This is a genomic window from Sutterella wadsworthensis 2_1_59BFAA (assembly GCF_000297775.1).
Classification (GTDB): domain Bacteria; phylum Pseudomonadota; class Gammaproteobacteria; order Burkholderiales; family Burkholderiaceae_F; genus Sutterella; species Sutterella wadsworthensis_A.
In genome coordinates, this window is the sequence record NZ_JH815514.1 from 294774 (window position 1) to 314433 (window position 19660).

At 59.5% G+C, this 19660-nt stretch carries 21 protein-coding genes and 1 tRNA gene; 21 read left to right on the forward strand and 1 reads right to left on the reverse strand.

All coding sequences use genetic code 11. The annotated features are described in order from the left end of the window. The first annotated feature begins 11 nt into the window (after positions 1-11). From HMPREF9465_RS03455 to HMPREF9465_RS03515, 13 genes are all read left to right on the forward strand, one after another. Positions 12-686: a MarC family protein gene (locus HMPREF9465_RS03455; RefSeq protein WP_005434146.1), complete on the forward strand. Its 675-nt coding sequence runs from the start codon at positions 12-14 to the stop codon at positions 684-686. 90 nt (positions 687-776) lie between these two features. Then, positions 777-1553, forward strand: coding sequence for a ParA family protein (locus HMPREF9465_RS03460; RefSeq protein WP_005434148.1), 777 nt, complete (start codon positions 777-779; stop codon positions 1551-1553). Positions 1554-1569: 16 nt separating this feature from the next. Then, on the forward strand, positions 1570-2448 hold the full coding sequence (locus tag HMPREF9465_RS03465) for a ParB/RepB/Spo0J family partition protein (RefSeq protein ID WP_005434150.1): 879 nt from the start codon (positions 1570-1572) through the stop codon (positions 2446-2448). Positions 2449-2601: 153 nt separating this feature from the next. Further along, positions 2602-2964 carry an ATP synthase subunit I gene (locus HMPREF9465_RS03470; protein WP_005434151.1) on the forward strand — a complete coding sequence of 121 codons (363 nt, stop codon included), beginning with the start codon at positions 2602-2604 and terminating at the stop codon, positions 2962-2964. Between the two features lie 12 nt (positions 2965-2976). Continuing rightward, positions 2977-3807 (forward strand): F0F1 ATP synthase subunit A, encoded by an 831-nt coding sequence (gene atpB, locus HMPREF9465_RS03475; RefSeq protein ID WP_005434152.1) that lies wholly within the window; start codon positions 2977-2979, stop codon positions 3805-3807. Positions 3808-3855: 48 nt separating this feature from the next. Then, on the forward strand, positions 3856-4098 hold the full coding sequence (gene atpE, locus HMPREF9465_RS03480) for a F0F1 ATP synthase subunit C (protein ID WP_005434153.1): 243 nt from the start codon (positions 3856-3858) through the stop codon (positions 4096-4098). 105 nt (positions 4099-4203) lie between these two features. Next, positions 4204-4674, forward strand: coding sequence for a F0F1 ATP synthase subunit B (locus tag HMPREF9465_RS03485; RefSeq protein WP_005434154.1), 471 nt, complete (start codon positions 4204-4206; stop codon positions 4672-4674). A gap of 2 nt (positions 4675-4676) precedes the next feature. Beyond that, positions 4677-5228, forward strand: a complete 552-nt coding sequence (locus tag HMPREF9465_RS03490) for a F0F1 ATP synthase subunit delta (RefSeq protein WP_005434155.1) — start codon at positions 4677-4679, stop codon at positions 5226-5228. A gap of 19 nt (positions 5229-5247) precedes the next feature. Then, on the forward strand, positions 5248-6789 hold the full coding sequence (atpA, locus tag HMPREF9465_RS03495; RefSeq protein WP_005434156.1) for a F0F1 ATP synthase subunit alpha: 1542 nt from the start codon (positions 5248-5250) through the stop codon (positions 6787-6789). 31 nt (positions 6790-6820) lie between these two features. Further along, positions 6821-7696, forward strand: a complete 876-nt coding sequence (gene atpG / locus HMPREF9465_RS03500; RefSeq protein ID WP_005434157.1) for a F0F1 ATP synthase subunit gamma — start codon at positions 6821-6823, stop codon at positions 7694-7696. Positions 7697-7719: 23 nt separating this feature from the next. Further along, positions 7720-9123 (forward strand): F0F1 ATP synthase subunit beta, encoded by a 1404-nt coding sequence (gene atpD, locus HMPREF9465_RS03505; protein WP_005434158.1) that lies wholly within the window; start codon positions 7720-7722, stop codon positions 9121-9123. A 62-nt stretch (positions 9124-9185) separates the two neighbouring features. Beyond that, the gene (locus HMPREF9465_RS03510; protein ID WP_005434160.1) at positions 9186-9605 is read left to right on the forward strand and encodes a F0F1 ATP synthase subunit epsilon; all 420 of its coding nucleotides are present in this window, start codon (positions 9186-9188) and stop codon (positions 9603-9605) included. 176 nt (positions 9606-9781) lie between these two features. Beyond that, positions 9782-10186: a universal stress protein gene (locus HMPREF9465_RS03515; RefSeq protein ID WP_005434162.1), complete on the forward strand. Its 405-nt coding sequence runs from the start codon at positions 9782-9784 to the stop codon at positions 10184-10186. On the opposite strand, the gene HMPREF9465_RS03520 is transcribed toward HMPREF9465_RS03515, so the two are convergent. Beyond that, a complete protein-coding gene (locus HMPREF9465_RS03520; RefSeq protein WP_005434164.1) occupies positions 10183-10521 on the reverse strand; it encodes a DUF167 domain-containing protein in 339 nt (112 codons plus the stop codon). The genes HMPREF9465_RS03515 and HMPREF9465_RS03520 overlap by 4 nt on opposite strands. A gap of 41 nt (positions 10522-10562) precedes the next feature. On the opposite strand from HMPREF9465_RS03520, the gene hemE reads away from it, so the two are divergent. The 8 genes from hemE (at position 10563) to glmU (ending at position 19636) form a co-directional block, all read left to right on the forward strand. Then, a complete protein-coding gene (gene hemE, locus HMPREF9465_RS03525; RefSeq protein WP_005434166.1) occupies positions 10563-11627 on the forward strand; it encodes a uroporphyrinogen decarboxylase in 1065 nt (354 codons plus the stop codon). 235 nt (positions 11628-11862) lie between these two features. Further along, positions 11863-13878 carry a replication restart helicase PriA gene (gene priA / locus HMPREF9465_RS03530; RefSeq protein WP_005434168.1) on the forward strand — a complete coding sequence of 672 codons (2016 nt, stop codon included), beginning with the start codon at positions 11863-11865 and terminating at the stop codon, positions 13876-13878. Between the two features lie 57 nt (positions 13879-13935). Further along, a tRNA-Arg gene (locus HMPREF9465_RS03535) sits at positions 13936-14010 on the forward strand. 240 nt (positions 14011-14250) lie between these two features. After that, positions 14251-14673 carry a gamma-butyrobetaine hydroxylase-like domain-containing protein gene (locus HMPREF9465_RS03540; RefSeq protein ID WP_005434169.1) on the forward strand — a complete coding sequence of 141 codons (423 nt, stop codon included), beginning with the start codon at positions 14251-14253 and terminating at the stop codon, positions 14671-14673. 15 nt (positions 14674-14688) lie between these two features. Then, a complete protein-coding gene (ubiE, locus tag HMPREF9465_RS03545; protein WP_005434172.1) occupies positions 14689-15465 on the forward strand; it encodes a bifunctional demethylmenaquinone methyltransferase/2-methoxy-6-polyprenyl-1,4-benzoquinol methylase UbiE in 777 nt (258 codons plus the stop codon). Positions 15466-15494: 29 nt separating this feature from the next. Next, positions 15495-16448 carry a Tim44 domain-containing protein gene (locus tag HMPREF9465_RS03550; RefSeq protein WP_005434173.1) on the forward strand — a complete coding sequence of 318 codons (954 nt, stop codon included), beginning with the start codon at positions 15495-15497 and terminating at the stop codon, positions 16446-16448. Between the two features lie 229 nt (positions 16449-16677). Continuing rightward, a complete protein-coding gene (locus tag HMPREF9465_RS03555; RefSeq protein ID WP_005434175.1) occupies positions 16678-18183 on the forward strand; it encodes a sodium:solute symporter family protein in 1506 nt (501 codons plus the stop codon). A 91-nt stretch (positions 18184-18274) separates the two neighbouring features. Then, on the forward strand, positions 18275-19636 hold the full coding sequence (glmU, locus tag HMPREF9465_RS03560) for a bifunctional UDP-N-acetylglucosamine diphosphorylase/glucosamine-1-phosphate N-acetyltransferase GlmU (protein ID WP_005434177.1): 1362 nt from the start codon (positions 18275-18277) through the stop codon (positions 19634-19636). Positions 19637-19660 lie beyond the last annotated feature (24 nt).

Consider the following 19660-nt stretch of genomic DNA (forward strand, 5'->3'; position numbering starts at 1 on the left):
AGGAGACTGTCATGACCAGCGCTTTCGTCAGTGCCTTCGTACTCGCATTCTCGACATTCCTGCCCGTCATCAATCCGTTCAGCGGAGCAATGTTCTTCTGTACGCTGACAACCAGCCTGTCGGACAGGGATCGTGCGTTCGTTGCCAACAGGATCGCCCTGTACTGCCTGATCATTCTGCTGGTGTGCCTGACGTGCGGACACCTGATTCTCAGCTTCTTCGGCATTTCCGTCGGCGTGCTTCGAATGGCGGGCGGCTGCGTGCTTTTCGCCGCAGGCTGGACTGCCCTGAATGCGCCGACGCAGGAGGAGACGACGGAGGAGCGCCCCGCGCTGTCCCGCGCGAAGCTCAAGTCCATGGCCTTCTACCCCTTTACGCTGCCGCTCACGACGGGACCCGGTGCGATTGCCGTGTCCGTGGCCGTGAGCACCAGTCTGCCGCGAGACCTCGGGCACATCGCCGGCACGTTTGTGGCGACGGTTGCAACGGTGGCGGTCATCTGGGTCTGCTATCGTTACAGCGACCGTCTGAACAAGGCGGTCGGCGTGGCGGGCGCAGACGCGCTGGCGCGAATCTTCGCCTTCATCCTGATCTGTCTGGGCGTCGCCATTTTCTGGCAGGGTTTCTCCGAACTCTGGTTGGAGCTCAGCGCGCAGGCGACAGCCGCCGCAGCTGCGGTCAAGTGAGCATTCTTGCGGATGACGGCCGCGCATTACTATTAGACATTTGAGACAACCGAAGGTCAGCGGACCGCACGACGTTTGGACGACGAACTTATGGCGCAAATCTTTTGTATCGCTAATCAGAAAGGAGGGGTCGGCAAGACGACGACCGCCGTCAATCTTGCAGGCGCCCTCGCCTTGAAGGGACGCAGGGTGCTCTTCATCGACCTTGACCCCCAGGGCAACGGCACGATGGGCTGCGGCATCGAAAAGCGCGACCTGAAGGGTTCGATCTACGAGGTGCTGCTCGGCATCGCGAGCTTCGAGCAGGCTGTCTGCCATTCGGCTGAGGGCGGCTTTGACGTTCTGCCTGCCAATCGCGAGCTGGCGGGTGCCGAGGTGGAGCTCGTGGGGCTTGATCATCGAGACGTGCGCCTCAAGAAGGCGCTCGAGCCCGAGCTCGACAAGTACGACTATGTGCTCATCGACTGTCCGCCGAGCCTGTCGATGCTGACGCTCAACGCGCTGTGCGCGGCTGACGGCGTCATCATTCCGATGCAGTGCGAATACTATGCGCTCGAGGGGCTTACCGACCTCGTGGGCAGCGTCAAGCGCGTTCGTGCCGAGAAGAACAAGAACCTGCGCATCGTGGCGCTTCTGCGCGTGATGTTCGACACGCGCATCACGCTCCAGCAGCAGGTGAGCACGCAGCTTGAGGAGCATTTCGGCGACAAGGTCTTCAAGACCATCATTCCGCGCAACGTGAGGCTTGCCGAGGCGCCGAGCTACGGCCTGCCCGGCGTCGTCTACGACCGCTCGAGCAAGGGTGCCAAGGCCTACATGGCCTGTGCGGAAGAACTCATCGAGCGCATGGAAAAGAAGCACAAGTAATTCAACGGGAGAAAACGTGACGGCAAAGAAACTTGGAGGCCTCGGCCGCGGTCTGGGCGCCATTTATGACGACTTCGACGTGAGCGGCCTCTCCGAAGAGGACGGTGATGACAAGCGCCTTGAAACGGTGAAGCTTGACGAGCTGCGCCCTGGCAGCACTCAGCCGCGCAGCACCATGACGGAAGAGGGGCTTCAGGAGCTGGCTGACTCCATTCGCCAGCAGGGCATCATCAGCCCGATCATCGTCCGTCCTGCGGACGAGGGCTACGAAATCATCGCCGGCGAGCGCCGCTTCCGCGCCGCCCGCATGGCGGGCCTCGAAGAGGTTCCCGTCATCATCCGCACGGTGGATCAGACCCAGGCACTCGCCATGGCGCTCATCGAGAACATGCAGCGTGAGGACCTGAATCCTCTCGAGGAGGCGGCAGGCATCCAGCGCCTCATTGACGAGTGCGACTACACGCATGAACAGGCGGCCGAAGCCGTCGGCCGTTCGCGCACCGCAACGACGAACCTTCTTCGCCTTCTGACGCTGACGCCTGAAGTGAAGGCCATGCTGAAGGAGCGCAAGCTCGAGATGGGACATGCGCGTGCGCTTCTCGCGCTTGATGCCGCCGAACAGGTGCTGGCCGCGAAAGAAGTGGTTGCCAAAGCGCTGTCGGTGCGTCAAACTGAAGACTTGATCCGTCGGATGAAGGAAAAGCAACCCGTTCGTCAGAAGTTCGTGGTCAAGACCCGCGACGACATTCGACTCGAGGAGTCGCTCGCCGAAACGCTCGGTGCCGTCGTGAAGCTCTCCGCCAACTCGAAGGGCAAGGGCAGGATCGTGATTGAATTTACCAATCTCGACCAGCTCGAGGGCATCGTACACCGGATCCAACAGCAGGGCCATTAAGTCGAAGGGCTTAGGCGACTTCGTGCTTAATAGATAAATTCTATAGAGCATACCCATAACGAGGTAGGAGTGTTCCCCGTTTGGTGAGTTGTATGTATTTAAGACAAAACTTAGAATTCGATCCGACTGAAAACCCAACGAACAACCGCAAGTATGTACGCCATTTCTGATATGATGCGCATTTCCCTTGCGCAGTATGTCATCGTATTTCTTGTAACTGTTGTTTCTGCTTTTTTCGTAGGGCAGGATGCAGCCTACACGGCACTGATGGCGGGGCTCGCTTACGCGGTCCCGACGACGCTCCTCGCGTTGTTTTTGGTGCTGCCGAAATTTTTGACGGCGTACAGCCCAAGTGCTGTCGCAGTGCTCGGAGGGGAGTTTGTCAAGATCCTGGTTGTCGTGCTTCTTTTGGGGCTGATGGTCGGGTACTACGAAAACCTTCATTGGCCCGCCTTTATCTTCACGATAATTGCGGTGGCGAACAGTTACTTCATCGTGCTGTTCAAGAGACATTAAGGATCGGTATCCATGGCAGCAGAAGCCCTTACCGCTACTGAGTATATTAAACATCACATGGCCCACCTGGCTTCCGCGCATCAGGGGTCCGTTGTTGATTTTTCTATCGTGAACTACGACACCATCTTCTTCTCCGTGTTGATGCTGGCTGTCATGTTCTTCCTTCTGCGAGCCGGTGCTAAGAAGGCTACTTCCGGTGTCCCCGGAAAGATGCAGTGTGCAGTCGAAATGCTGGTGGAAATGGTCAACAACCAGGCCAAGAACATCGTGCACGGCGACCGCACCTTCGTGGCTCCGCTGGCTTTAACCGTGTTCTGCTGGGTCGCGTTGATGAACTCCATCGACTTGATTCCGGTTGACCTGTTCCCCGCGATTGCTGGTCTGATCGGCCTCGATCATCTCCGTCCGTTGCCGACTGCTGACCTCAACGGCCCGCTCGGCATGTCGTTGGGCGTGCTCCTCCTTCTCTTCTACTACGGCGTGAAGGTCAAGGGCCTCGGCGGCTTCGTGCATGAACTGTTTACTGCGCCTTTCGGCAGTCATCCCGCTCTCTGGCCGTTCAACTTCCTGTTGAACATCATTGAGTACCTCGCCAAGTTCGTCTCGCTCGGCATGCGACTCTTCGGCAACATGTATGCTGGTGAATTGCTGTTCTTCCTGCTGGCGCTTCTCGGCGGTTTCGCTCTCGAACTCAGTTCCATTGGGACTGTTAGTGCTGGTATTGGTCAAGTCTTCGCAGGTTTGGTCTGGTGGCTTTTCCATGTCCTGATTGTTCTGCTTCAGGCCTTCATCTTCATGATGTTGACGCTCGTCTACATCGGTCAGGCCCACAGCAGCCACTAATCTCTTTTTTCCTTTACTCCCTCTTTTTAAATTCAGGAGTTTTTTAAAATGACCAACGTCGCTCTCGTCGCTCTCGCTTGCGGTCTCATCATCGGTCTCGGCGCCATCGGTGCCTGTCTCGGCATCGCCATCATGGGTGCCAAGTACCTCGAATCCGCCGCCCGCCAGCCCGAGCTGATGGAACCGCTCCAGACGAAGATGTTCCTTCTCGCCGGTCTTATCGACGCTGCCTTCCTTATCGGTGTCGGTATCGCCATGATGTTCGCCTTTGCCAACCCGTTCGTCGGCTAATTTGGTGCCGCGAAAATAAAACGTCTTTTCTTTTAATGACGCCGTTGACTGCCCTGCTTGAACGCTAGAAGGGCGAGAGGGCGGTCAACGTAACGGGGTTCAATAATGAACATTAATGCCTCTCTGTTTTTACAGATGGTCGTGTTCTTCCTTGGTGCCTGGATCACCATGAAGTACATCTGGCCGCCGCTGATCCACGCGATTGAAGAGCGTCAGAAGAAGATCGCCGATGGTCTCTCTGCCGCTAACAAGGGTGAGAAGGCTCTGGCTATCGCGACCGAGCAGGGCAAGGCCATCGAAGCCGACGCCCGCGCCCGTGCCACCACCATTGTTTCTGACGGTGAAAAGCGTGCTCAGAGTATCGTCGATGAAGCCAAAGCTCAGGCTCAGGTCGAAGCCGACCGCATCATCGAGAATGCTCGTGCTGAAGCTGCTCAGGAAATGCAGCGTGCTCGTGAAGCGCTTCGTAACGAAGTGGCTGCTCTTGCCGTTGCCGGTGCTGAGCAGATCCTGGCCCGTGAGGTCGACAAGACCGTTCACGCCGCCATGCTTGAACAATTGAAGGCGAAGCTCTAACTATGGCTGAACTTTCGACGATTGCGCGCCCCTACGCACAAGGCCTGATGAAGGCTTTGAAAGACCGTAATGCCGGCGCTGAAGATGTGGCCCAGGATCTTGAAGTCATCGAAGCTCTCGCTTCCCTGACTAAGAATCCTGAAGTCGCCACGCTGGTTGGCGATCCGAAGCTGACTGACGATCAACTCTGCGACCTGATTGCGGAACTTTGCGGCAACAACCTCCCGAAGGAAGTCGCGAACATGCTGCGCGTGGTCATCGAAAACGGTCGTCTGGAAGCTTTCCCGGAGATCGCCCGTCAGTTTCGTGAGCTGAAGAATTCTTCCGAAGGCATTGCCGATGCCTACATCGAGTCGGCCTTTGAGCTTAGCGCCGCTGAGCTCGACAGCCTGCTTGAGTCGCTTGCCAAGAAGTTCCCCGGCCTCAAACTCCACCCGATCGTTTCCATCAATCCCGAACTGATCGGCGGCGTTTGCATTCGTATCGGCGACAAACTTCTTGACGGTTCGATTCGCGCTCGTCTCGCTCAGATGAAGACGACGCTCACCGCTTAAAAACATTCGGAGCTGTAAGATGCAACTCAATCCCAGTGAAATCAGCGATCTGCTGAAGAAGCGTATCGAAGGCCTCGGCGTTTCCGCAGATCTTCGTACCCAGGGCACCGTCGTGTCGGTGACCGACGGTATCTGCCGTGTTCACGGTCTTAGCGACGTGATGCAGGGCGAAATGCTGGAATTCCCCGGCAATACGTATGGCCTCGCCCTCAACCTCGAACGTGACTCCGTCGGTGCCGTTATTCTCGGTTCCTACGAACACATTTCCGAAGGCGACCTGGTCAAGACGACCGGCAAGATTCTTTCCGTTCCCGTTGGTCCGGAACTTATCGGCCGCGTTGTGAACGCTCTCGGTCAGCCGATCGACGGCAAGGGTCCGATCAACACGGAACTCTTCGACGTCGTCGAAAAGGTTGCTCCCGGCGTTATCGACCGCCAGTCCGTTTCCCAGCCGGTTCAGACGGGCTTGAAGTCCGTTGACTCCATGATCCCGATCGGCCGCGGCCAGCGCGAACTCATCATTGGCGACCGCCAGTGTGGTAAGACCGCCGTCGCCATCGACACGATCATCAACCAGAAGGGCAAGAACCTTACCTGCGTGTACGTTGCCATCGGCCAGAAGGCCTCCACGATCGCCAACGTCGTTCGCAAGCTCGAAGAAAGCGGCGCCATGGAATACACCATCGTCGTTGCCGCCACGGCTTCCGAATCCGCCGCCATGCAGTACATCGCTCCGTACGCCGGCGCCACGATGGGTGAATACTTCCGCGACCGCGGTGAAGACTCCCTGATTGTCTATGACGACTTGACGAAGCAGGCTTGGGCCTACCGTCAGATTTCCCTGCTGCTCCGCCGTCCGCCGGGACGCGAAGCCTACCCTGGCGACGTCTTCTACCTGCACAGCCGTCTGCTCGAACGTGCCGCTCGCGTGAACCCGGTTTACGTCGAACGCTTCACGGAAGGCAAGGTTACGGGCAAGACCGGTTCCATGACGGCTCTGCCGATCATTGAAACGCAGGCTGGCGACGTTACCGCCTTCGTTCCGACCAACGTGATTTCCATTACCGACGGTCAGATCTTCCTTGAAACCGACCTCTTCAACGCCGGTATCCGTCCCGCCATCAACCCGGGTATTTCCGTGTCCCGAGTCGGTGGTGCCGCTCAGACGAAGATCATCAAGAAGCTCGGCGGTGGTGTCCGTCTTGCCCTGGCTCAGTACCGTGAACTCGCTGCCTTTGCTCAGTTCGCCTCTGACCTCGACGATGTTACCCGCAAGCAGCTCGAACGCGGTCGTGTCGTTACCGAACTCATGAAGCAGCCGCAGTACCAGCCGCTTCAGGTTTGGGAAGAAGCTCTCGTGCTTTACGCCGTGAACATGGGTGCCTACGACGACGTGGCTGTTGCTGACGCGCTTCGTGTCGAACGCGGCATGCGTGAATACCTCAAGACGCACCATGCTGACCTGATCGAAACGATCGAAGCCAAGAAGGAACTCTCCAAGGACGTCGATGCCCAGCTCAAGGCTGCTATCGAGTCGTTCAAGAAGAGCGGTGCTTACTAAGCGTTAACAAATCCAAGAGGACCCATATCCCATGCCCAGTACAAAGGAAATTCGCGGAAAGATCAAGAGCGTGCAAAACACGCGCAAGATCACCAAGGCGATGGAGATGGTTGCGGCCTCGAAGATGCGCAAGGCGCAGGACCGGATGTTTGCGGCCCGTCCGTACGGTGACAAGATTCGAGTGATCTGCTCGCATCTTGCCCGTGCGAACAGCGAATACAAGCATCCGTTCCTCGTTAAGCATGAAGGCACCAAGAAGATTGGTCTCATTCTCGTGACGACCGACAAGGGGCTTGCCGGCCCCCTGAATACCAACATTCAGCGCCTTGTTCTGCACAAGATCAAGGACTGGAGCGCGGAAGGCTACTCCATTGAAGCCACCGCTCTCGGTAACAAGGGGTTAGGCTTCCTCCAGCGCCTTCAGGCCAATGTGGTTAGCCAGGCCGTCCAGCTTGGCGACCGCCCGAACCTCGACCGTCTGATCGGTGCCATCCGCATCCAGATTCAGGCTTACGTCGAAGGCAAGGTGGATTCTGTGCATCTGGCCTATTCCCGTTTTGTTAACGCCATGAAGCAGGTGCCCGTGGTCGAGCAGATTCTGCCGCTTACGGACAGCCATCTTGATGCGGCTGACAAGCGTGATCACTCGTGGGACTATCTCTACGAGCCCGACGCCGAAACCGTTCTCGACGCGCTTCTGAAGCGTTACGTCGAAGCTTTGATTTACCAAGCAGTTGCAGAAAATATGGCTTCTGAACAGAGCGCCCGCATGGTGGCCATGAAGGCCGCTTCGGACAACGCCAAGAAGCTCATCGAAGAGCTGCAGCTCGTTTATAACAAGACCCGTCAGGCCGGCATTACGAAGGAAATCACCGAAATCGTCGGTGGTGCCGCCGCCGTGTCTTAAGTATCGATAACTGAGGAAAACCCATGAGTATCGGACAGATCGTTCAGGTCATTGGCGCCGTGGTTGACATTGAGTTCGCCCGTGATGCCATGCCTAAGGTTTACGAAGCTCTCGTCCTTGAAAAGGATGAAAGCAATCCCCTGGCTGAAGAGGGCCTGACCTTCGAAGTGCAGCAGCAGTTGGGCGACGGCGTGGTGCGTACCATTGCCATGGGCTCTTCTGAAGGCCTGCAGCGCGGCATGAAGGTCAAGAGCACCGGCCATGAAATCTCCGTCCCGGTTGGTCCCAAGACCCTGGGCCGCATTATGGACGTGCTCGGTCGCCCGATCGACGACTGCGGCGACATCGGCGCTGAAGAAGTTCGCCCGATTCATCGTCCGGCCCCGAAGTTCGACGAACTCTCCCCGTCCGTTGAACTTCTCGAAACCGGCATTAAGGTTATTGACCTTATCTGCCCGTTCGCCAAGGGCGGCAAGGTCGGCCTCTTCGGCGGTGCCGGTGTGGGCAAGACCGTCAACATGATGGAGCTCATCAACAACATCGCCAAGCAGTACGGTGGTTACTCCGTGTTTGCCGGCGTCGGTGAACGTACCCGTGAAGGTAACGACTTCTACCACGAAATGGAAGAGTCCCACGTTCTCGACAAGGTGGCCATGGTGTTCGGTCAGATGAACGAACCCCCGGGAAACCGTCTCCGCGTTGCTCTGACGGGCCTTACGATGGCCGAAGCCTTCCGTGACGAAGGCCGCGACATCCTGCTCTTCATCGACAACATCTACCGTTATACCCTTGCCGGTACGGAAGTGTCCGCTCTGCTCGGCCGTATGCCGTCCGCCGTGGGCTACCAGCCGACGCTTGCTGAAGAAATGGGTAAGCTTCAGGAACGTATTGCTTCCACGAAGACCGGTTCCATTACGTCCATTCAGGCCGTTTACGTGCCTGCTGACGACTTGACCGACCCGTCTCCGGCTACCACCTTCGGCCACTTGGACGCCACGGTCGTGCTGTCTCGTGACATCGCTGCCCTTGGTATCTACCCGGCCGTTGACCCGCTTGACTCCACGTCCCGCCAGGTCGACCCGAACATCATCGGCGAAGAGCACTACTCCATCTGCCGTCGTGTTCAGGAAACGCTCCAGCGCTACAAGGAACTCCGCGACATCATCGCCATTCTCGGTATGGACGAACTCGCTCCGGAAGACAAGCTGACGGTTATGCGCGCTCGCAAGATCCAGAACTATCTCTCCCAGCCGTTCCACGTTGCTGAAGTGTTTACCGGTGCTCCCGGCAAGTACGTTCCGCTCAAGGAAACGATCCGCGGCTTCAAGATGATTGTTGAAGGCGAATGCGACGAACTTCCCGAACAGGCCTTCTACATGGTCGGTACCATCGACGAAGCCTTTGAAAAGGCGAAGACCCTGAAGTAATGCTTGCCTGAGGCCGGTCGCAAGATCGGCCCTGTCAAGCGCCCGACAACGGAGCAACTAACATGGCTACTATCAAAGTCGACGTCGTTAGCGCGGAAGAGTCCATCTTCTCCGGTGACGCCGAGCTCGTTTCGCTGCCCGGTAAGTCTGGCGAATTGGGTATTCTGCCTGGGCACGTGCCCCTCATCACGCTGATCCGCCCCGGTTTTGTCCGCATTCATCTGCCGGGCAAGAAGGAAGTGGAACAGGTGTTTGTGGCTGGTGGCGTGCTTGAAGTTCAGCCCGATCTGGTGACTGTGCTGGCTGATACGGCCGTCCGCAGCAATGACCTCGACGAGGCCAAGGCTGCCAAGGCTCTTGAAGATGCCCGCGCACAGCGTCAGAATGCAACGGGCGAAATCGAGATTGCCCGCCTCGAAGCCGAGATGGCCGCTCTGGCCGCTCAGATCGTGGCAATCAAGAAGATTCGTCAGCAGCGTTAAGCGAACGTTGTTTCTGCCAAAAAGGGTGGTATTGTTCAAATACCGCCCTTTTTTTATGTTCAAAATCAAGAAAGCGCAGGGATGCAGGTCAGTCGGCTGCTGGATGCAGGTACGATTATCTGATGCGTAACCAAGCGCTTGAGAACAAAGGTATTTGATTCAATCAGGAGGTCAGCATGGCTGGCGTTAAGGTACTGGTAACTACAGACGGGTCTAATTTGAGTGACAAGGCGATTGATACGGCCATCGATCTGACGAAGCAGCTCGGCGGCGAACTCATCGGCATGACTTCGGTCGTCGGCGAGGCCCCGACCGGTGGTTTTGAGGCCGAGGATGCCGCCGTCCGCGACCGGCTGGCCGCCATCAGCCGCAAGGCTGCCGAAAAGGGCGTCCCGTGCGAAGTGGTTGCCGAGCATGCAGACGCCATCTGGAAGGGCGTGCTGGCCTGCGCCGTCCGCCACGACGTGTCCTTCATCGTGATGGCCAGCCGCGGTCTCGGCTCCATCGGCTCGTTCCTGCTGGGCAGCGAAACCCAGAAGGTCCTGCATCAGGTCGACCGCCCGGTCCTCATCGTCCGCTAACCGTCGGACAAGAGCTTCTTCAAGGCTTCCAGAAGGTCGTCGGTCGAAAGGCCGACGACTTCTATTCGTTTTTCACGGCTCGTGTCGCCGCTCAGCAGACGCACGGAGCTCTTGGAGACGCCCAGCCCCTTGGAGAGGTACTTGATCAGCGTCGCGTTGGCCTTGCCGTCCACAGGAGGAGAGGCCAGGGCGATCTTGAGCCTGTCGCCGTGAACGCCGACGACGGCAGTCCGCTTGGCGCCCGGTTGCGCGTGCACTGCGATGACGGGGGCGTTGTTCTTGCCGGTCGTCAGCCAGCTGGTGTTCGTGAAAGGGGACTCTGGGTTGGCGGGCATGTCTAGCTCTTTTGTATTTCTTCCGTTTCTAAGTGGGAACCATGAAACCGATCAACGATTGCTTTTTGCGTGCGCTCAAGCGTGAAAAAACCGATTTTACCCCCGTGTGGCTGATGCGTCAGGCCGGCCGCTATCTGCCGGAGTATTGCGAAACCCGTGCGCGCGCGGGCAGTTTCATGGGCCTCGCCATGAACCCCGATTACGCTACGGAAGTGACGCTGCAGCCGATCGACCGTTACGGTCTCGACGCGGCCATCCTTTTTTCCGACATTCTGACGGTTCCCGATGCCATGGGCCTCGGCCTGCACTTCGTGGCCGGCGAGGGTCCCGTGTTCGACCATCCCGTTCAGAGCGAGGAGGCCGTTGCCAAGCTCTACGTGCCTGAATCCGACAAGGAGCTCCGCTACGTCATGGACGCCGTGACGTCGATCCGCAAGGCCCTCAACAACCGAGTCCCCCTGATCGGCTTCTCCGGCTCTCCCTTCACGCTTGCCTGCTACATGATCGAAGGCCGCGGCAGCCGCGACTTCCGTACGGTCAAGACCATGATGTACCAGCGCCCCGACCTGCTCGAGCGCGTGCTTGACGTCAACGCCAAGGCCGTTGCCACGTATCTGAACGCCCAGATCGCCGCAGGCGCTCAGGCCGTTCAGATTTTCGACACCTGGGGCGGCATGCTCGCCGACGGCGACTTCCAGCGCTTCTCTCTGCGCTACACCCGCCAGGTGCTCGACAGCCTCGTTCGCGAAAACGAGGGCGAGGTTGTTCCGTCCATCGTCTTCACGAAGGGCGGCGGCGAATGGCTCTCCGAAATCGCGGCCTCCGGCTGCAATGCGGTCGGCCTCGACTGGACGGTCAACATGACCCGTGCACGTCGCGTCGTTGAGGACAAGGTCGCCCTTCAGGGCAACATGGACCCGCTCGCCCTCTTCGGCCCCGAGGAGACAATCCGCGCCGAGGCACGCAAGGTCATGGACGGCTTCGGTATGATTGGCAATGGCGGCCATGTCTTCAATCTCGGACACGGCATCAACCAGTTCACGCCGATTGAAAACGTTCAGATCCTGGTCGACGAAGTTCACGAATATAGCCGACGCTATCACTGATTCTCGATAGGGTTATGCACAGCTTTTTTCAACTGTGCGAGTCGTTGCAAAGGCGCTCAAGACGAAAGATGTCTTGGCGCCTTTGTCTTTTAATGGACTGCAGGACAGTCCCGTTAGGGGATGCCTATTGAACAGATAGTGGCGCGAACAATGGATTTGGACAGGTTTTTAGGAAAAAGCTCGGAAAATTGTCCACAAGATTATCCACATTTCTTCAAGGGGCGGGCCAGAGGCGATGACAAAGGAAGCGGGCGATCTTTATGCAAAGGTGATGGTGGACACGCCGGGGCTCGGGCTGCTTGACTATGCCGTGCCGGCGGACATGCTCGTTGCAGTGGGGGACCGCGTCGTCGTGGGCCTGCGCACGCGGAACGTCGTGGGCATCGTGGCGGGGCTTCGGGCGGCCGCCGATTTCGCGGAGAACAGGGTCAGGCAGATCAAGGCCGTCCTGCGCGACTCCGCGCCCATGACCGAGGAGTGGTTGGCGCTGACCCGCTTTGCCGCGGGCTACTACATCCGCTCATGGGGCGAGGCGGCCGTGCCGACGCTTCCCGTCTTCTTCCGCCGCATTCCCGGCGTGAGGCATCAGAACCAGCTCGAAAAGCTGAAGAAGCTGCCGGAGCCCGCAGGCGAGGCAGGGCCGAAGCCCGCGCTCAACGACGAACAGAGTGCGGCGGTGGAGGCCGTCTCGACGGCTTCCGGCTACAGCCCCTTCCTTCTGTTCGGCGTGACGGGGTCGGGCAAGACCGAAGTCTATCTTCACATCATGGAGCGGGTTCTTGCCCGTGATCCCGAGGCTCAGGTCCTCCTGCTCGTACCGGAAATCAATCTGACGCCCCAACTCGAGGGCCGCGTGCGATCACGCTTTCCCGGCGAGAGCGTCGTGACGCTCAACTCAGATCTGGCGGACATGGAGCGCGCGCGCTCCTGGCTTGCCGTACACGAGGGGCGCGCCCGCGTGCTCGTTGGCACGCGCATGTCGGTCTTCTCCAGCTTCCGCAAGCTTTCCCTCGTCATCGTCGACGAGGAGCATGACCAGTCGTTCAAGGCGGGGGACGGACTTCGATACTCGGCCCGAGACCTTGCCGTCTGGCGAGCCCACAGGAACGGGATTCCCGTCGTGCTAGGCTCTGCCACGCCTTCGATTGAAAGCTGGGTCAAGGCACAGTCTGGCGGCTACAGGCTTCTTGAGCTTCATCAGCGCGCCGTGCAGAATGCCCTGCTGCCTGCCATCGAGCTCATCGAGCCGCCGAGGCGTGGCTCGGGCGAGGCGCTCTCCGATGAGGCGTGCGCAGCCATGAGCCGTTGTCTGGAAGCCGGCCGTCAGGTGCTTGTGTTTCTCAACAGGCGAGGTTACTCGCCCGTGCTGTCATGCCCCGCCTGCGGCTGGGTGAGCACGTGCAGGCGCTGCTCCACCTTCTCCGTCTTCCACAAGTCTTCCAGATCGCTGGTCTGCCACCACTGCGGCTGGCAGACGGAGGTGCCTGAAGCCTGTCCCTCTTGCGGCAATGTCGACATTCTGCCGCGAGGCATCGGCACGGAGCGTCTTGAGGAGGAGATCGGCCGGAGGTTCCCCGAGCGCAAGGTGCTTCGCATAGACCGAGACAGTGTCTCCCGCAAGCATGAGGCTGAAAAGGCCTTCGCCAAGGTACACCGCGGAGAGGTGGACATTCTGGTCGGCACCCAGATGATCGCGAAGGGGCACGACTTCTACAATGTCGGTCTGGTCGTCATTCTCAATTCCGACGCCCAGATCCTGAGTCCTGATGCGCGCGCCAAGGAGCGGCTCTTCGCCACGCTGATGCAGGTGGCGGGCCGTGCCGGCCGCCACGGCGATCAGGGGCGCGTCGTCATTCAGACGCGGCTTCCCGAGGACCCCCTTTTCGGCGCTCTGGAAAAGCAGGACTACAGGGGCTTTGCGGAGTCTCTCGTCGAGGAACGCAAGGAAAACTGGTGCGTTCCCTTTGTCCATCAGGCACTGGTCACGGCGCAGGCGAAGACGCTCGCCGAGGCACTCTACTTCCTCAACGCCTGCGCAAAGTCAGGCTTCAGCATGGCTCCCGAGGATGTCAGGGTCTTCGATCCCGTGCCCATGCCCCTCGTGCGCCTGATGGATGTCGAACGCGCCCAGTTGCTCGTCGAGGCCGACGGCAGGGCATCCCTGAACCGTTTTCTCTGGCAGTGGCAGGCAACCTTCAATGCGCCCTCGGGCATCGACTGGACCATCGAGGTCGACCCGGCATCCATCTAGTCGGGCACCTTCCGGACGTTTTTTGAACGGAGGGAATTCCGTTATAATGACCTTCTTCTCCGCGTGGTGAAATGGATATCATGCAGCCCTCCGAAGGCTGCGGTACAGGTTCGATTCCTGTCGCGGGGACCATTTTCGGATCCCGTCTCGATCTTCGAGGCGGGATTTTCTTTGCCCGAAGATTACGGAAGGCGGGCGTCGTTAAGGCTGACGGCAGGGCGGATGGTGTGTAATGAGGTGCGGGCGCCGCTGTGGTGGCCGTCTGAAGCGGTTATCATTACAGGACTTCAAAAACGGCTGCTCAAACGGTCTTCGGACCGCGCCGAAACGACAGATACGGCCCGTCAAGAGGACGGGCGGAGATGATGGAAGATGAAAATACCCGTTGATATTGCTCTTCACAAGAAGAGCCGCGAACTCGAACTCGTTTACGAAGACGGCCCCGTCCGTCTGAGCTTCGAATACCTGCGCGTGCTGTCTCCGTCCGCCGAAGTGCAGGGCCATTCGCCTGATGAAGCCGTGCTTCAGGTTGGCAAGCGCCTCGTCGACATTACGGGCGTGCAGGTGGTCGGCAACTATGCGATCCAGTTCACGTTCTCCGACGGCCACGACTCCGGCATCTACAGCTGGGACTATCTTGAAAAGCTCGTCAACGAGAGGGACGTGCTCTGGCAGCAGTATCTCGACGATCTTGCCAAGAACGGCGCCTCCCGCGAACCGAACGATCCGGCCAACAAGCCCTTTGAGGAAAAGGCCGCCAAGCTGAAGCCCGCACACCACTGCTCCCATTCCTGACAACAACCGCAAAAAATGCAGAACAACAACAAGGACGAGGCCTCCAGACAGGAGGCTCACCATCAGATCGATTTCGGCTACCAGATGGTCGATGAGGACAAGAAGGCCGATCAGGTTCGAGAGGTCTTCGACAGCGTTGCGCCCAAGTACGACCTTCTCAACGACGTGCTCAGCCTCGGGCTTCATCGCGTCTGGAAGAGCCGCTGCATCAATGCGACCGAAACGAAGCAGGGCCAGAAGGTGCTCGACATTGCCAGCGGCACCTGCGACCTTGCGATCGCGCTTGCCCGCCGTGCCGGCGCTGGCAACGTCGTGGCCACCGACATCAATCACGAGATGCTTGCGATCGGCGCCCAGCGCCTTCTTCAGGCGGGCTTCCCGTGCCCTGTCGTCGAGGCCGATGCTGAAATGCTCCCCTTTGCCGACAACACGTTTGATGTCGTGACCGTGTCCTTCGGCATCCGCAACATGACGCACAAGGACCGCGCCCTGCGCGAGATGCTGCGCGTGCTGCGTCCGGGCGGCAGGCTCCTCGTGCTGGAGTTCTCCAAGTGCCAGCCCTGGTTCAAGCCGATCTACGACTTCTATTCCTTCCGCTTCATGCCCTGGGCGGGCGGCGTCATCGCCGGCGACCGCGAGTCCTACCGCTATCTTGCGGAGTCCATTCGCATGCACCCCGACCAGCCGACTTTTGCAGGCATGATGACGGATGCGGGCTTTGAACGCGTGTCCTGGAAGAACATGACCTTCGGCATCTGCGCCATGCACATCGGCTTCAAGCCCGGCGCCTGATTTTTTCCACCACCAAGTGACCAACGACCATGAAGAAATTTCTCGTTGCTTTTTTGATCTGCTTCAGCATGGTGACGACCAGCATGGATGCTGACGCCGCCAAGCGCTTCGGCGGCGGAAGCTCCTTTGGCCGTCCCGCACCGACTTTCAGCCAGAAGGCTCCGGCGCCGTCCGCCGCGCCCAAGGCGCCCCAACAGCAGAATGCTGCCGGCCAGCAGCGCCAGCAGCCCAACGCCGCTCCCGCGCAGCAGGCCCAGCGTCCGTCCATGATGCGTAGCGTCCTGACGGGCCTTGCCGCCGCACTCGGCATTTCCGCGCTTCTATCGCTGCTCGGCATTGAGGGCGCAGGCCTGGTGAGCCTCATCACAGGCATTCTCGCTGCCGTGGCGATCTTCTTCGTGCTGCGCATGGTGCTCGGCATGATGATGCGCAAGCGTGTCCAGACCTCTTCCGGCTATGCCGAGCCGATTCAGTACAGCGACGTGCCCAAGGATGAGCCGCAGCAGGCCGCCCGTACGTACGAAGCGCCCGCGGCTGCTTCCGGCGCCCGCACCGGTAGCGTGATGGACCAGTTCGCAGGCGGTGCCGCTCAGGATGACGGCGTGCGCGACATCACGCCCGACGACTTTGACCGCAAGGCCTTCCTCGAGACGGCGCTCGAACAGTACCGCAAGCTGCAGAAGGCCTGGGATACGGGCAACGTGATCGAGATCTCCGACTTCACGACCACCGAGGTCTTCACTGCCATCACGCACCAGCTGCGCGAACGCGGCGCTCAGGCCTACAAGTCCGACATCAAGGAGCTCAAGAACGAGCTGCTCGGCATCACCGAGTCCGACGGCGTCTACCTCGCCAACATCCGCTTTACGGGCAGGATCGAAATCGATGGTGAAGTCGAGGAGTTCGATGAGACCTGGATCCTCGAAAAGCCCGTCGAAGGCGACGAGGGCTGGCTCCTCGGAGGCATTCAGCAGAACGCTTGACGGGCCGTCGATTTCTGTCATCGTTTTGTCATATAAAAAACGTGTCCTTTCCCTCTGGCTGAGGGAAAGGACACGTTTTTTTTGATCTCGATGAAACAATGGTCGATTGGTGTCCCCGAGGTCGGATTTTTTACATTCTGCAGGGTACGGTGGGAGGCAATACGCCCTACAATTCGCGCGAATAAACAAGGTTTTCCCTTCAACGTCGTTTTATGAGGAAATATGTGAGATGGCGCTGATTGGTTTTGTAATGCTCTACATGCTGGCGACGATCGCCATCGGCCTCTATGCCGCAACGCGTGTGAGCAGTACGAGTGATTTTGCCCTTGCAGGGCGCAGTCTTCCGCTGCCTATGGTCATCACGGCAACGTTTGCCACCTGGTTTGGTTCCGAAACCATTCTGGGTCTTCCCGGCCGCTTCATCGAGAGCGGCATTGTAGGTGTGATCGAAGAGCCGTTCGGCTCCGGCATGGCTCTGATTCTTGTGGGCATGTTCTTCGCACAGAAGCTCTACAAGCTCAACATCCTGACGATCGGCGACTACTACCGCGAGCGCTACGGCCGCGGCGTCGAGGTTCTCTGCACGCTTTTCATCGTCCTCTCCTACCTCGGGTGGGTGGGGGCTCAGGTCGCTGCGCTCGGTCTCGTGATCAACCTGATCACCGAGGGCTACATCTCCGTGTCTGGCGGCATGGTGATCGGCACCGTCGTTGTGCTTGCCTACACGATGTACGGCGGCATGTGGTCCGTCGCAGTCACCGACTTCGTGCAGATGATCATCATCGTGCTCGGCCTCGTTGCGATCCTCTTTTTTGCGTCGGATCTCGCGGGCGGTTTCGGCAAGGTGATCGACTACGCTCATGAGCGCGATCTCTTCAATGCGCTTCCTGAGCCGACGGCGACCGGGTGGCTCTTTTGGATATCCTCCGCCATCACGATGATGATCGGCTCGATTCCGCAGCAGGACGTCTTCCAGCGCGTCATGTCCGCCAGAAACGTGCAGACGGCCGTGGCCGGCCCCGTCATCGGCGGCTGCGTCTACATCCTCTTTGCGTTTGTGCCGATGTTCATCGTCATCGCCGCCATTCTGGTAATGCCCGGCAGCGCGCAGGACATGCTCGCCACCGATCCGCAGCGCCTGTTGCCGACGCTCGTTCGTGACCACATGCCGCTCTGGCTCCGCGTGCTTTTCTTTGGCGCCGTGCTCTCGGCCGTGATGTCGACTGCGTCCGCCACGATGCTCGCTCCGTCGACTGCCTTTGTGAGCAACATCCTCACGCACTTCGTCCGCCTCAACGACCGGAACATGCTCCGTGCGATGCGCTGGACGGTGTTCGGCTTTGCGATCATGGTGCTGTCGTACTCGCTCTTTGTCGAAGGCACCGCCATCTACGACATGGTGGCCATGGCCTACCAGTTCCCCGTGATCGGCGCCTTCTGGCCGCTCGTCTGCGGGCTCTACTGGAAGCGCACGACCCGTCAGGGCGTCTGGTGGTCGATGCTTCTCGGCGCCGGCGTCTGGACGGTGCTGACGACGACGGCGTTCGGCGACGTGTTCCCGAACGTCCTCGGCGGCTTCCTGGCTGCAGGCTTCGGCATGGTGGCGGGCTCGCTCGCCCCGACGCGTGGCAACCGCGAGTATCTGGCCTGGTGGCACGAAAAGAATCGTGACAATGTCGTCAACGAGCCTCTGATGCCCAAGCCGGCCGTTGTTCCGATCAGCTCGCCGGCCTGATAAAATTCATCTACCAGTCACAGGCGGGAGCCCTCGATGAGGGCTCCCGCTTCTTGTTTCAGAGTCACGCATTCCAGGACCACGCATATCCATGAACATCGTCATTCTTGCCGCCGGCATGGGCAAGCGCATGCATTCCAAACTGCCCAAGGTTCTCCAGCCTCTCGCAGGCCGACCGATGCTCGATCACGTGCTTGATGCCGTGGAGGGCTTTGCCGCCGTCAAGACGGTTGTCGTCGGTCATTGCGCGGAGGAGGTGCAGAAGCACTACGAAGGCAGGACCGACCTGCAGTTCGCGCTTCAGATGCCGCAGCAAGGAACGGGGCATGCACTGATGCAGGCCTGGCCCGTGCTCGACCGAAACGAACCCCAGACGCTTGTCTGCCTCGGAGACGTGCCGCTTCTGTCCGCTGAAACGGCCCGCCGCATGCTCGAGGAGGCGGAGAAGAGCGAGTTCGTTCTCCTCACCATTGAAATGGACAATCCGAAGGGCTACGGCCGCATCGTGCGAAACGCCGAGGGCGTCGTAACGGCCATCGTCGAGGAAAAGGATGCGACCGACGAGCAGCGCCTGATCAGGGAGGTCAACACCGGCATCATGGTGCTCCCGACGGCCCGTCTTGACGCCTGGCTCGACGCCCTGAAGAACGACAACGCCCAGAAGGAGTACTACCTCACGGATCTCGTGGGCTTCGCGGCCGCCGACGGCGTGCGCATCTCCGCCGTTCATCCTGACCATGCCTATGAAGTCGAGGGCGTCAACTCCAAGGTGCAGCTCGCCGCCCTTGAGCGTACCTGGCAGCGCGTGCAGGCCGACCGCCTGCTTGAAGCCGGCGTGACGCTCATTGATCCCGACCGCATCGACATTCGCGGCGAGCTTGTCTGCGGACAGGACGTCGAGATCGACGTCGGCTGCGTGTTCGAGGGCCGCGTCGTGCTCGGCAACGGCGTTCGCGTGGGCGCCTACAGCGTGATTCGCAATACGACGGTCGAGGATGACGTCGAAATCCTTCCCTTCTGTCACTTTGAAGGCGCCGCGGTCGGCAGGGACTCTTGCATCGGCCCGTACTCGAGGCTTCGTCCGGGCGCCGAACTCACGGGCAACAACCACATCGGCAACTTCGTCGAGGTGAAGAAGTCCGTCATCGGTCAGGATTCGAAGGTCAACCATCTCACCTACATCGGCGACGCCGACGTGGGCGCGCGCGTCAATGTCGGCGCAGGCACGATCACCTGCAACTATGACGGCGTGAACAAGTTCCGCACGGTCATTGGCGACGATGCGTTCATCGGGTCCGACACCCAGCTCATCGCGCCCGTCGAGGTCGGTGCAGGCGCCACGATTGGTGCGGGCACGACGCTTACGAGGAACGCGCCCGCGGGCAAGCTCACGCTTTCCCGCGCCCGTCAGATGACGATCGAGGGCTGGACGCGTCCGGTCAAGAAGCAGTAAGACAGAAAGAAACCGGGCGGCCGC